This window comes from Coleofasciculus sp. E1-EBD-02 (genome assembly GCF_040218245.1).
Classification (GTDB): Bacteria; Cyanobacteriota; Cyanobacteriia; order Cyanobacteriales; family Coleofasciculaceae; genus Coleofasciculus.
On the sequence record NZ_JAVJQN010000257.1, the window covers coordinates 17,237 to 29,766 of the forward strand.

Genomic DNA, 12,530 nt, shown 5'->3' on the forward strand with positions numbered 1-12,530 from the left:
TCTTACCAGATTTCCTGTATCAATGTAGAAACTCCTCATGCTATGTCTGTCCGTCTGTCCGTCTGTCAATGGTTGTAGGGACGGGTTTAGTCACAATTGTAGGGGCGGGTTTAGGGACTAAATTCAGATCCTCAGAACTAACGGAACAACAAAACCCGCCCTACCCACCGATAACGCAACAACAAAACCCGCCCTCATGCATGTTGAGAAAGGGCGCACGTCTGTGCGCCCCTACGGGGTTTTCAGGTTACTTTTTTATTGGGCTTGATTTGGGCGTCCCATTCCTCTTTGAACCCGACGATTTCCACGCATCTGACGCATCTGTTCCTGTTGTTCCTCGGTTAGAACATCTCGCATCTGTTCCCGTGCGGATTGGTGAATTTCCCGCATCTGATTCCGTTGTGCTTCGGTCAGATTTAGCGATCGCATCCCTTCCCGGTGTCGCTGGCGTTGTCCCTGCAATTCTTGGAACTGTTCCCGTTGTTCGGGGGTGAGAATTTGTTCGATTTGCGAGTGTTTGTTATCCCGGATGCGTTCTAACTGCGTTTGTTGGTCGGTTGTTAGGTTGAGTTCCTCTGCGAATCGGGGTTGGGAAAATGCTGCCATGGGTGCAGCTGCGAGGGTAATTGCAGCGATGGTGGCGAATAGAGGAAAGACTTTGATGTTCATGATGTTACAGTTGTCAACGATTTGGTGTTTGATGTCTTTATCCTAGAAACTGTAAGGGTTATACCGCCTGAGGCAAACGTCCTGATTTGAGGTGGGACTTTAGTCCTATATTGGTGTGGAGGTGATGGGGAGATGAGAGAGTTATCAGTTATCAGGAGTAGGGGAAGCAGAGGGAGATTGTGTAGGGGCGGGTTTCACTACTATCTTTTTGGTTACACCGAGATGTAACTAAACCCGCCCCGACTTTACGAACGACAAATGACAAATGACAAATGACAAATGACAAATGACAAATGACCAAACACCCAATTCCTTTCCTTTTATATCTAGAATGGATTCTCCTGGGAATCATCGCTATCATTGAATTCCTGCGATTTCCTTTTCCTCACCTCCCTCGTTTTCCTCTCCTGAATCTGCTAGGTTTAGCCGTTTTCGGTGTGATGGGGTTGAGATTACCGACTCAGAAATCGGTCAAGGTGATTTATACCGGCGTGGAAATTGGCGTAATTCTCCTCGTCTCCTTGGTGGGTAAACTTCGTATGTTACCCTTGATGTTAATTATTTTAGTTATCCGAAACTGTTTTATCTTTGAACGGCAAAGTCGCTTAATTATTACCGGATTTGCCTTTGTCTTATTTCTAATGCGAGAAGTTGACCGATTTCAGTCTCGCAGCCTTCGCCTTCGCCCTCACTTTCGCCCTCCACGTTTGGCAATGCCAGAACGCTGGCTATTTATCCTGTTAAGTTCTATAGTAGTCTTTGGCTTAGTTTTGGTCTTTTTACAGTTATTAGTTGATGCTGTATTAGCCGAACGGCGCAGCCGGGAAGAATTGGCACAGGCAAATGCTCAACTGCGGCGCTATGCTACCCGGATTGAGGATATGGCGACGCTGCAAGAACGGAATCGTATTGCTAGAGAAATCCATGATTCCTTGGGACATTCTCTGATTACGTTTAATCTGCACTTAGAAGCAGCGTTGCGGCTTTTGGAGTCGAATCCCGCCGAAGCCAAAGATTTTTTACTCGAAGTCAAACAAGTCGCCGCGACTGCGCTGCAAGACGTGCGTCAATCCGTGGCAACCCTGCGGTCTAACCCGTTACAAGGGCAATCTCTAGAGGATGCGATCGCGTCTTTAATCCAAGAGTTCCACAAGTCTACGGGTATCTTACCCGATTGTCAGATTAATTTGTCCCATCCGGTGACGCCTGATGTGAAAATGGCGAGTTATCGGATTATCCAAGAATCCCTCACCAATATCTATAAACACGCCAAAGCCACGGAGGTGAGTATCCAAATTTGGACAGATTCCCAGTTCCATCTGATCATTCAGGATAATGGCAGAGGATTCGATGTGACGCAGAATACCACAGGTTTTGGACTACAAGGGATGCGGGAACGTACTCAAGCGTTAGGGGGTCGTTTTACAATTAACACAGCACCCGGACAAGGGTGTCAAGTTATTGTTGAGTGGTGACTTGTCATTCGTCATTTGTCATTTGTCATTCGTCATAAGTAGTGGAGTGTGTAGGGGCGGGTTTAGGAACTTTCTGCTTGGCTATAGATGGTAAATTTTGTACAAAACCCGCTAATTTAAGGTTGAGTGTGTAGGGGCGGGTTTAGGGACTTTCTGCTTGACTGTTGATGGTAAATTTTGTACAAAACCCGCCCTTTTATGATTAAAATCCTATTAGTTGATGACCAAAGTCTAGTCCGACGCGGTTTAAAAGCCTTATTACAATTTGAAGATGATTTCGAGGTTATCGGAGAAGCAGATAATGGAGAAACCGCGATCGCACAACTGGAAACCCTACACCCTGATATTATCCTCATGGATGTGCGTATGCCGATTATGGATGGTGTCGCCGCTACTCGGCAAATCCATCAACGGTTTCCCCACATCAAACTATTGGTTTTAACCACATTCGATGATGATGAGTATATTACCCAAGCCCTGCATTATGGTGCATCGGGCTATTTACTCAAAGATACACCCCCCGACGAATTAGCCCAAGCGATTCGGGCGGTGCATAAGGGGTATACTCAATTGGGACCAGGAATTGGTCAAAAGATTATGACGCAAATCCCTGCTTCTGTCTCCAATTCCTCCACCGCTTGGGATGAACTCACCCCCAGAGAACAGGAAATCCTCCGCTTAATCGCCACGGGTGCGAATAATCGAGAAATTGCCCAAACTCTCTATATTTCCCAGAAGACCGTGAAGAATCATATTACCAATATCTTAAGTCGATTGAACCTACGCGATCGCACCCAAGCCGCAATCTGGGCAAACTCCCATTCAATCCACGGCTAGGAGTTCCACAGACTCAGCCAAAATTATCGGTTTATTTTCGTATTCCGCTTCTATGCTTTGTTCCACATCTAAATCCCAAGTCAAATCGTAATCCTTTTCCAATTCCTCCTTACTGACAAACCGACCCACTTCCCCTGTAACTCTCACCCAGTTGTCCTCTATAATCGGCGTATCGGGATTAGCATTCATCACCAGGACTTGTTTGTCTAACAGGGGTTCTTCCTGTACCAGCTTAAATGTACTCGAATCGATAACCTCGCCCACCTTACCATCCACCGTAATCATCTCACCCGTCAACTCCTCCCTATTCTCAGAGACATCACCTAAGGTAGAACTGTTCTCTATTGCTGTCTTATCTACTGTCTCCTCTGGCGATATAGTAGCCGCTTCGTCTTCATAGAAAATACTACAAGCAGACAAAAGTACCATCACCAGCCCCAAACCCATTAATTTCCGAAGTCCCATTGAGAACCCTCCTAACTGCGGTTATGCTTTACACTAAACAGAATAGACGTGCGATCGCGTCTGGCTAGAGTCTAACTCCCACATCCTTCCCTAGAGAGAAATTTACACACTCCTTAATCTAGGTTCGTAGTTGCGCTTTAGCGCCCTAAACGCATGTATCACCAACTATTGGCGTGACACAGCTAAAATGGTGGAATAGATTTTACCATTGAATCGGGCGCACGCTTTGTGCGTCCCTACGGTTTCCGGGCATAAGCGTCATCCACTAAATTAGGTGTCCACGCCACTACCAATGCTTAACTTAGTAACATTGTCTTAATTCTATTTACTAACCTCTAAAACTATGTCTCACTTCACCACCATCAACATTCAAATCAAAAACGGCGAAATTCTGCATCAAACGTTGCAGGAGTTGGGGTATCACGTCGAATGCAATACCTCGGTACGCGGCTATCACGGGAATACCACCGAAGCCGAATACGTGATTCGCCAGTCTAATGGTTACGATTTAGGCTTTCGCCAAAATGAGGAGGCGTATGAACTCGTGGCAGATTTCTGGGGGGCGAGAATTAATCAAACAGAATTCGTCAATTCCGTGAATCAAAAATACGCCCATAAAATGTTAATGCATTCCGTGCAAGAACAAGGATTTAATGTCGAAGAAGAAGACGTATTAGAAGACGGTACAGTGCGGGTAGTTGTGGGACGCTGGCAATAAAAACGTCCTCCCATTCCCCATTTGTATTGTCAAGGCGGGTTGAGTCACTCAGTTGGTCTCCAATGATGCATCAACAAAACCCGCCCTTTGTAAGAATAGTAACGTGGCATCTCTTACGTGAAATTCGTAGTAAGGGCTTAACGCTTAAATTTTGTTAGGTTTACCGCGTCAACATAACCTACAGGTTTTCAGGGTTAATTCAAATGTCATATAGTGACTTTACGTTAGCCAAAGTCAAAAAAGACTTTGACTTAATTACTGTAGAAGAAATGAATACGTTTAGTCAGGTTGCTGAGTTTGCACCCAGTTCCTTCCTGACAGATACTTTACACTATAATATTCCCTTAGCCTTAGCCAGCAATAGTGAAAAAGCTCGATCTGAAATGATTATTGCCCCAATTTTAATTGATATCAGAAGACAATTACACGAACAGATAAACTTATTTTCAGGAATTGAATTTAATATTGATAAAGAACGCGGATTGAATGGAGTTTGCGATTTTCTGATTAGCCAGTCTCCGGAACAGTTATTTGTCAATGCGCCAGTAATTACGCTGGTAGAAGCAAAGAAGGAAAATCTGATTGGGGGATTGGGACAGTGTGTAGCAGAAATGGTAGCGGCTCAGATGTTCAATGACCGCGAGGGAAATGAAATATCCGAAATTTATGGCGCAGTCACGTCAGGAACCAACTGGAAGTTTTTGCGCCTTAAAGGAAACGTTATCGAAATTGATTTGAATGAGTATTATCTGAATGATATCGATAAAATTTTAGGGATTTTGGCAAATGCTGTTCAAGACCATTGATAATTATATTGATAATTATAGATTGATCTAAGTTGCCTGATTATTCATACACCCCCAGATCTTAATCGTCTTATCCAAACTGCCACTAACTAAATATTGCCCATCCTGACAAAAAGCTAAACAGGTTACAGCCTCTTTATGCCCCGTCAATGTTTGAAGTTGCTTTCCCGTCGCCACATCCCAAAACTTGATTGTCCGATCATTCCCACCACTGATTAAAATGCGCCCATATCGACTAAACAGCAGACTATTCACCGCATAATAATATCCCTCCAACGTATGTTCAACCTGGTGAGTCGCCAGATTCCAGAGTTGGATTTGTCCTTGCCAATTGGTACTCGCTAACGTCAACCCATCAGGATTCATCGCCACTTGGTTAGCGTAACTTTTCAAAGTCCGAGGTCGATCTCTTGTCCGTAAATCCCACAGCTTAATCTTGCCATCCCGACTGCTACTGACTAACGTATTACCATCCGCACTAAAAGCGAGACTCCAAATTTCATCCGTATGCGCCCCTAGAGTTAATTGATTACTAAACGTACAAATCAGTTTACCCGTTTCTAAATGCCAAAGTTTAATCGTGCTATCCTGACTGCCACTAGCAAGAATTTGACCATCGGGACGAATCGCGATCGCCCGAATGATATCTTGATGTCCATAGAGACTGTGGCGAAGTTCTCCCTGATCCCAAATCTCGATGACATGACTTGCACCATTTCTAACTCGCACCACTATTTTCACATCATCAGTTAACGCCAAAAATTCTTTGGCTTTGGGATATTTGGGAATCTTGTAGAGGACTTTTTCTGTCTGCCAATGGTACACTCGAATGGTTTTCCCACGTAAATAGGCAATTCGTGTGCCATCGGGACTAATGGCAATGGCTTGACCCAGCTTATAGGTGGCGATATCCTCAAACAGGTGATACGGGAGATACGCATTAACCGCCCGTTTCGCCTCTCGTTCAGTGCGATCGCGCAATAGTAAATAGGCAACTCGCTGCACTTGTTCTGACTCATCCTGCAAGGCGGGGATAATTAACCCTAAACCCGATTCTCCATACTTGGGCGCCTCTTTAAGTGCAGCAATTCTCACCGTCTCATCGTCACTTGCCAGACGCCGCTTAACCCCTGCAACTCCGCCTAAAATAACAGCACCCCGAGGTGCAGCATAAGACGAACCAAGAACCGCATCATTGTCTCTGGGTTGATTAAAATGCTCCACCATAATCATTTATAATATTATTTCCGTTTATTTCTCCAATTCTATAAAACATTCCCCAAATACTACCAATTCCTCTGCGTCCCTCTGCGAAAACCTCTGCGTTACTCTGCGTTAAAAAAACATCAGATTGGATATTACAAACTACTAATTACTTATGAATAAACCCCGATCGCGTCCCTTTCACCCCAACCTTGTGATAAACCGCTAGAATCTCAGGTGCGGCTAGCGATCGATTAAATAGTTGTACATCACTCATCCTACCCTGAAAGAATCCCGGTGAACTCGGATGATCCGAACGCCGCCCCAATCGCAGAGGTTTAAAATTATTCAGCGAACCCTGTTGTCCCGTGGGGTTAAACCGATTCCCCAACTCAATCCCATCGACATACCATCGTCCCCCATCCGTCGCATCTCGGTCAACGGTAACCACCAGATAATGCCAGTGATCATCAGCAATGAAGCACTGACTATCATAATTCATCCAAGCTGACTCGATTCCATCCGCTAATTGTAAACCCAACCGACCATGATGCAGATATAAACAATATCCTTGCACCGAACCAGAAGTTTCCACGCGCTTATCTAAAATCACTTCAAGTCCACGACGGCGAGTTTTAACGCCCACACCAATCGAGAAATCCCCAACCCCAAAATTCAGGGCTGATCCATGGGGAATCTCCACATAATCATCCCTATCAAATTGCAGCGCACTCCCTAACCCTTGAGGTAGAACATATTCGACAAAGCGATAAGACTCCGAATTCACTTCCTCCGGATGTCCCGCACCGCCTAATCCCGGCATTCGACCGGGAACCATCGTCACTGGCGTTGCCCCCTTAATTGTGCCATCATTTCCCCCCACACTATCCGCCGCGATGTCCCCTTCTTTTTCATCTAACCGCCACCAGGCGACTCGATTAGCCGGAACATAATGTTTAATGGCTTGTTGAACCCATGGTTGTTGCTTATTCCACAGGATTAAGAGTGCTGCTTGTCGTACCCGGGGGGATTCATCTTGAACAAAAGCGTCCTGCACTAAATTTAACCCCGCATCCCCATAGGCGATGGCTTCAGTCATAGCGGCTAAACGTTGTTCCACCACAGGAGAGGTTAAACGCATCCTCACCCCAGCAATACCACCTAAGACTACGCCTTTAGTTGGGGGTGGATTTTTACCGCCGAGAACGGCGTCATCCTTTTTTGGTCGGTGAGAATTCTTTGCCATCGCCCCTATTTCCCTATCCTCTTTAATAATGCCATTCTTCTCAGTGAGCGATCGCGCCATGGTTCGCGGAGTCATGAATGAAGTGAAGGAACACTCATGAAACATCTGGCGAGATTAAGCAAGATCCCCGACTTCTTCCAGAAGTCGGGGATCTGTCTGTGTACCTCACTGACTTGAAAAGCGCTATGCGCTATAACGAAAGCTTCACGCCCACCGGGGGAGTCTCTACAACCTCTACTCCCCTGCTACCCTTTTCCTTCTGTCTTTTCTCCACCAAATACGGCTAACCCATAATATTTCCAAGGTACGGCTACAGATTCAAACCCAGCCGTTTTCAACATATCTAGATGGGCGGCTAATGTAACTAATTGATCCGGTTGAGAATAACCGTAAGGAATACTTTTACCTGTTTTCGTCCTGACTTCGGTTAACGTGGTTCCCTGTTTTACACACCATTCCTCGCGAATATGCTTATAGGCTTCTGACAAAATTGGTGATTCAGGAACAACCGGATCAGCATTCCAAAACACACCGCCAGGGTTAAGGCTTTCCCGAATTTTAGTAAACAGTTTTACCTTCATTTCATCCGTCAAATGATGAATAGCTAGAGAGGAAACACAAGCATCAAAACCCCCTCCCACCGATAACTGATGATTTGCCCAATCACCAAAATCTCCTTCAATACCTGTCCACTGTTGACGATATCCGGCTGTCTCTAGCTTGGCTGTGGCAAACTCTATCATCCGGGGAGAATAATCCACGCCGACGACTTGGACATCTCGATAGCGCTGGAGTACCTTGACACTCAATTCGCCCGTCCCACACCCCAAATCCAGTATACGTTTCGCCTGAGACGGGATACAGCGTGCGATCGCCTCTAACATTTCATCATAGCGTGGTAAGAGTTGCCGGATATACAGATCAAATTCCGCCGTCTTAGCAAAGACTTCTCCGGGGAATATGGAGGTGGGGATGGCTGAGTCTGGAGGAGTCTGGATTGGGTTGGTGGGATGAGAACTCACAAGCGTTGAGGATAACGACTACCATTGAGATTTTACCGAAGATATTTGGTTTTAGCGATCGCGTTGCGCCTTGAAGCATTAACGGCTGTTTTTATAGATTGATGATGTCTTACAAAAATTGGCAATTAGGTAGGCATAGATACTATAATCATTATTTATCGAATTCTACCTTCTTTCTCAGGCAATTTTCAGATTAATGTGGCAAACCTCAATCAGGAGGATAAAGTTCGTTCGTAGTCGGCACTTTAGTGCCTTACAATGCCAGAGCTGATGACAAACCTTTAGGTCGGTTTGTTGGTTGGCGTTATGCCAAGACACCTAACAAAATTTAGGCTAAAGCCCTTACTACAAACTTACTAACCAGGGTGATATCACAAGAAGTACGAAAATTTATTCCGGAAAAGTTTTGATGTCATCTCAATGGTTAAACCTATTTCCTTTATTTCAGTCTCGTTTATCTCAGCGAATTACCCTCTGGGTATTTATCAGCCTTATTGTTATCGAAACGCTTATTTTAATTCCCTCTTATTATCGGCGTAAGCATGAACTACTCAATCAATTGGAAGACGTTTCCGGAGAAGTAGTTGAGAGTGTCGTGCGGTTGACGCAACAAAATATGTCCACGATTATATTTGACGAAAAAGTTGAACAGTTAACTCGTGGTTCTCAGGTTATTTTAGGCGTTACCATTTACCACGCAAATGGACAATTGATGGGAACATTTGGTGAATCACCAACCCTTACATTCGAGGATCTTCAACATGCTGATATCCAGCGCCTTCCTAAGTTACAGGATCAACGATATGATTTAGCTTGGTCAGCCCAACAACTAGGAAAACCCTACATAATTATTATTCGCCATGATGCGTCCTCGATTCAACCCAAGTTATACGCCTTCACCCTAAGAATTGCGGGTTTAATATTGTTAATATCAGTGTTTGTTACCGGAACAACCATGTTAGTTTTAGGAAAAACCGTAATTGTTCCTATCCTACAACTTCGTCAAGACTTAATTGCCGCCGGAGAAGCCATTAGCCACGATACGTTAAATCCCAATTTCTATGCTTTATCTGTTCAGCGCCATGATGAATTAGGTGATGTCATGACAGCTTTTAATCAGATGTTTCAGCGAATCTCCTGGGAAATTGCCGAACGCAAGCGGACAGCGGAAATATTGCGGGTTGAACAAGAAAAGTCTGAGCGTTTATTGCTGAATATTTTACCGGAACCTATTGCGGGGCGATTGAAACAAAATCAAACTTGTATTGCTGATGGCTTTGCTGAGGTTACTATTTTATTTGCGGATATTGTTGGCTTTACCCAACTATCGGAACGAATCTCACCAACAGAATTAGTTAATTTACTCAATGAGATATTCTCAGCATTTGATCACCTGACCGAAAAGCATAGTTTGGAGAAAATTAAAACCATTGGCGATGCTTATATGGTTGCCAGTGGATTACCCAAACCACACCCTGATCATGCCGCCGCGATCGCAGAAATGGCGCTGGATATGCAACAAGAAATTCAACAATTCAATCAAAAGCATCATGCTGAACTCAGTATTCGCATTGGTATTAATACTGGATCGGTGGTAGCTGGCGTTATTGGCACGAAAAAGTTTATTTATGACTTATGGGGGGATGCCGTAAATACAGCTAGCCGCATGGAATCTCATGGAATTCCGGGTACAATTCAAGTGACAGCAGCGACGTATCAGCATTTACAGGATAACTATGTGTTTCAAGAACGGGGAATCATTCCGGTGAAAGGGAAGGGAGAAATGATGACTTATTTTCTGACCGCAAAAAAACGTCCGGATTCATAGTGTTATTTCGTGAAGATAAAGCAGAGGACAAAGCCCAGGAGACAGAAGATTAAGATGATTTGATTCGATGGTTAAACAGGAGTCAAGTATGAGCTACTCTTTTACCCTTTATCTTCCTATCTTGACAATTAAATCCTTTGCGTCAATAGTAAAGCAGGGTGTCATCACAGTAAAACTGGTATTTTGAACTGTTCTGACAATTGATAAGTACGGCACGGCGGAAATAAAGCAATTATTCAAAGTTACCGAAACGCTTGCCATGTAAGCCTTTTGAATCTTGAATTTCGTGACACCGTACTCATGGGTTCAGTCTCTTGTGCCAGGTTAATTAATGGAAGTGCTTGGCTGATGATTAAAACCGATACACCCTTATTGTCTAAGATTCATCGCTATATTCCCGTTGGGTTAACCCTTGCTGTGGGAATTGGACTGTCAATTGCCGCAACTGTAACGGCTGGGAAATGGGCAAACAACCAAACTCGACTACAATTGCAACAACAAACCGATAACCTGACAACCACATTCCAGCGTAAAATTGATGAATATTATTATATGGTTGTATCGTTGAGCGCGTTTCACGAAGCGTCTGATCAGGTGCAGCAAGATGATTATGAAGCGTTTACCCAGCATTTTCTTTCTATCCATTCAGGCATTTTGACTCTGGGTTGGCTTAAACCTGTGTCGGCTAGGGAACGCCCCAGTTATGAAGCACAGATGGCAGAAATGGGGTTTGCCAATTTTTCGATTTATGAATACCATCCCGTAAAAAAACAGGTTATCGCTAAGGCACGTTCGGATTATTTTCCGATTACGTTTTCTCCGCAACAGGATGTCATTGGCTTTGATCTGGCGTCTCATCCCGTGGGTAAATCTCTACTGGAAAAAGCACGTATGACAGGACAATTAGTCGCCACGAGTAAGCTAAAGATACCTGGTAAACCGCCAGATAGTCTGACGATTTTGCTGCCGCTTTACCATAATGACATGCCTCACAATACACCTGAAACTCGCCGTCAGGCTTTTCGGGGTGCAATGATTGGGGTTTATTCTTTAGAGGAAATTATCACGACTTCACTGAAAGGGCTACAGATTGATACGCTGAATTTTTGCCTATCTGATCCGTCTTTACCCTCTCCAGAACGTTATCTGGCGCTGTATCAATCCCAGACAGAAACGGTTGAGATGAAGCCTGATCGATCATCTTGCCGTAATCATTACATCTATACCCACCCAATTCAAGTCGCTGATCAGCAATTGTCACTCAGTTTCTGGGAAATACCACAAAATTCAGGTTGGGGAATTCCGCCTCTGGCTGGAGTAACCCTGTTGAGTGGCTTACTATTAACCGGAACATTAGTTCTGTATATTGTGCGATCGCTACATTACACGGCTGAGATTGAGGCAGAACGAGAAAAATCAGAACTCCTGCTGCTAAATATCTTACCCAAACCGATTGCCGATCGCTTGAAACAAAACCAGCAGACGATTGCGGATAGCTTCACGGAGGCGACAGTATTATTCGCTGATATCGTGGGGTTTACCCAGCTTTCGCAACGGATATCGGCAACAGAATTGGTAAAACTACTCAATGAAATTTTTTCCGCCTTTGATCAGCTTACCGAAACTTATGGGTTGGAGAAAATTAAAACTATTGGCGATGCTTATATGGTTGTCGGCGGATTACCCACACCCTGCGATAATCATGCCGACGCGATCGCGGATATGGCATTAGAGATGCAACAGCAAGTGGCTCAATTTAGCGCTAAATATGGTGAACCGTTTAAAATCCGAATTGGCATTAACACTGGACCAGTGGTTGCTGGAGTGATTGGCACAAAAAAGTTTATCTATGACTTATGGGGGGATGCCGTTAATACCGCTAGCCGCATGGAATCCCACGGAGTTCCTGGGGGGATTCAAGTGAGTGCCTCAACCTATCAACATTTGCGGGATAAATATCAGTTTGAAGAGCGAGGTACGATTCAGGTTAAAGGTAAGGGTGAAATGATGACGTACTTACTAAAGAACAGAAAAAAAGAAAAAACCATCGCCACAGACTAAACACAACACATTAAAAACAACCATAAAGCCCTCTTTTATTCAATAAAAGAGGGCTTTACAAAAGAAGAAGTCTGGCATCGAGCTATTTTCCCAGGGGGCAACCCCCAAAGTATCTTCGCCGCAGCAACGTTTCACAGCCGAGTTCGGGATGGGTTCGGAGTGGAGCCATTGCGCCAGAGACACCAGACAAGCTTGTGGTT

11 protein-coding genes and 1 rRNA gene are annotated in these 12,530 nt (G+C 44.5%); 6 read left to right on the forward strand and 6 right to left on the reverse strand.

What is annotated here, in order from left to right:
• Window positions 1–255 precede the first annotated feature (255 nt).
• On the reverse strand, window positions 256–669 hold the full coding sequence (locus RIC07_RS37470; protein WP_446398942.1) for a Spy/CpxP family protein refolding chaperone: 414 nt from the start codon (window positions 667–669) through the stop codon (window positions 256–258).
• Between the two features lie 293 nt (window positions 670–962).
• Here RIC07_RS37470 and RIC07_RS37475 point away from each other — a divergent pair, with 293 nt between their 5' ends.
• Complete coding sequence (locus RIC07_RS37475) at window positions 963–2,144, forward strand: sensor histidine kinase (protein WP_446398943.1); 1,182 nt, start codon at window positions 963–965, stop codon at window positions 2,142–2,144.
• Between the two features lie 198 nt (window positions 2,145–2,342).
• Window positions 2,343–2,981, forward strand: a complete 639-nt coding sequence (locus tag RIC07_RS37480; protein ID WP_446398944.1) for a response regulator — start codon at window positions 2,343–2,345, stop codon at window positions 2,979–2,981.
• Here the strand turns inward: RIC07_RS37480 and RIC07_RS37485 are convergent.
• Window positions 2,967–3,446 carry a hypothetical protein gene (locus RIC07_RS37485; protein ID WP_446398945.1) on the reverse strand — a complete coding sequence of 160 codons (480 nt, stop codon included), beginning with the start codon at window positions 3,444–3,446 and terminating at the stop codon, window positions 2,967–2,969. The genes RIC07_RS37480 and RIC07_RS37485 overlap by 15 nt on opposite strands.
• A gap of 343 nt (window positions 3,447–3,789) precedes the next feature.
• Here RIC07_RS37485 and RIC07_RS37490 point away from each other — a divergent pair, with 343 nt between their 5' ends.
• Together RIC07_RS37490 and RIC07_RS37495 are read left to right on the forward strand one after the other, a co-directional pair.
• Window positions 3,790–4,164 (forward strand): DUF1257 domain-containing protein, encoded by a 375-nt coding sequence (locus tag RIC07_RS37490; RefSeq protein ID WP_446398946.1) that lies wholly within the window; start codon window positions 3,790–3,792, stop codon window positions 4,162–4,164.
• Window positions 4,165–4,367: 203 nt separating this feature from the next.
• Window positions 4,368–4,970: a hypothetical protein gene (locus tag RIC07_RS37495; protein ID WP_446379888.1), complete on the forward strand. Its 603-nt coding sequence runs from the start codon at window positions 4,368–4,370 to the stop codon at window positions 4,968–4,970.
• A 27-nt stretch (window positions 4,971–4,997) separates the two neighbouring features.
• Here RIC07_RS37495 and RIC07_RS37500 read toward each other — a convergent pair whose 3' ends face one another.
• The 3 genes from RIC07_RS37500 to RIC07_RS37510 form a co-directional block, all read right to left on the reverse strand.
• Entirely contained in the window at window positions 4,998–6,197 is a 1,200-nt protein-coding gene (locus RIC07_RS37500) for a WD40 repeat domain-containing protein (RefSeq protein ID WP_446398947.1), read from the reverse strand.
• Between the two features lie 145 nt (window positions 6,198–6,342).
• Window positions 6,343–7,494, reverse strand: coding sequence for a LamG domain-containing protein (locus RIC07_RS37505; protein ID WP_446398948.1), 1,152 nt, complete (start codon window positions 7,492–7,494; stop codon window positions 6,343–6,345).
• A 170-nt stretch (window positions 7,495–7,664) separates the two neighbouring features.
• A complete protein-coding gene (locus RIC07_RS37510) occupies window positions 7,665–8,441 on the reverse strand; it encodes a class I SAM-dependent methyltransferase (RefSeq protein WP_446398949.1) in 777 nt (258 codons plus the stop codon).
• Between the two features lie 409 nt (window positions 8,442–8,850).
• On the opposite strand from RIC07_RS37510, the gene RIC07_RS37515 reads away from it, so the two are divergent.
• Both RIC07_RS37515 and RIC07_RS37520 read left to right on the forward strand, forming a co-directional pair.
• Entirely contained in the window at window positions 8,851–10,269 is a 1,419-nt protein-coding gene (locus tag RIC07_RS37515) for an adenylate/guanylate cyclase domain-containing protein (RefSeq protein WP_446398950.1), read from the forward strand.
• A gap of 300 nt (window positions 10,270–10,569) precedes the next feature.
• Window positions 10,570–12,330 carry an adenylate/guanylate cyclase domain-containing protein gene (locus tag RIC07_RS37520; RefSeq protein ID WP_446398951.1) on the forward strand — a complete coding sequence of 587 codons (1,761 nt, stop codon included), beginning with the start codon at window positions 10,570–10,572 and terminating at the stop codon, window positions 12,328–12,330.
• Window positions 12,331–12,399: 69 nt separating this feature from the next.
• Here the strand turns inward: RIC07_RS37520 and rrf are convergent.
• Window positions 12,400–12,517 (reverse strand): 5S ribosomal RNA (gene rrf / locus RIC07_RS37525).
• Between the last annotated feature and the right edge of the window lie 13 nt (window positions 12,518–12,530).

What these genes read in the sequence shown, in the direction of transcription:
- RIC07_RS37520 (WP_446398951.1), top strand. Translation starts at nt 10,570, where the DNA reads ATGGGTTCAGTCTCTTGTGCCAGGTTAATTAATGGAAGTGCTTGGCTG.
- RIC07_RS37475 (WP_446398943.1), top strand. Translation starts at nt 963, where the DNA reads ATGACCAAACACCCAATTCCTTTCCTTTTATATCTAGAATGGATTCTC.
- RIC07_RS37495 (WP_446379888.1), top strand. Translation starts at nt 4,368, where the DNA reads ATGTCATATAGTGACTTTACGTTAGCCAAAGTCAAAAAAGACTTTGAC.
- RIC07_RS37480 (WP_446398944.1), top strand. Translation starts at nt 2,343, where the DNA reads ATGATTAAAATCCTATTAGTTGATGACCAAAGTCTAGTCCGACGCGGT.
- RIC07_RS37490 (WP_446398946.1), top strand. Translation starts at nt 3,790, where the DNA reads ATGTCTCACTTCACCACCATCAACATTCAAATCAAAAACGGCGAAATT.
- RIC07_RS37470 (WP_446398942.1), bottom strand. Translation starts at nt 669, where the DNA reads ATGAACATCAAAGTCTTTCCTCTATTCGCCACCATCGCTGCAATTACC.
- RIC07_RS37505 (WP_446398948.1), bottom strand. Translation starts at nt 7,494, where the DNA reads ATGACTCCGCGAACCATGGCGCGATCGCTCACTGAGAAGAATGGCATT.
- RIC07_RS37485 (WP_446398945.1), bottom strand. Translation starts at nt 3,446, where the DNA reads ATGGGACTTCGGAAATTAATGGGTTTGGGGCTGGTGATGGTACTTTTG.
- RIC07_RS37515 (WP_446398950.1), top strand. Translation starts at nt 8,851, where the DNA reads ATGTCATCTCAATGGTTAAACCTATTTCCTTTATTTCAGTCTCGTTTA.
- RIC07_RS37500 (WP_446398947.1), bottom strand. Translation starts at nt 6,197, where the DNA reads ATGGTGGAGCATTTTAATCAACCCAGAGACAATGATGCGGTTCTTGGT.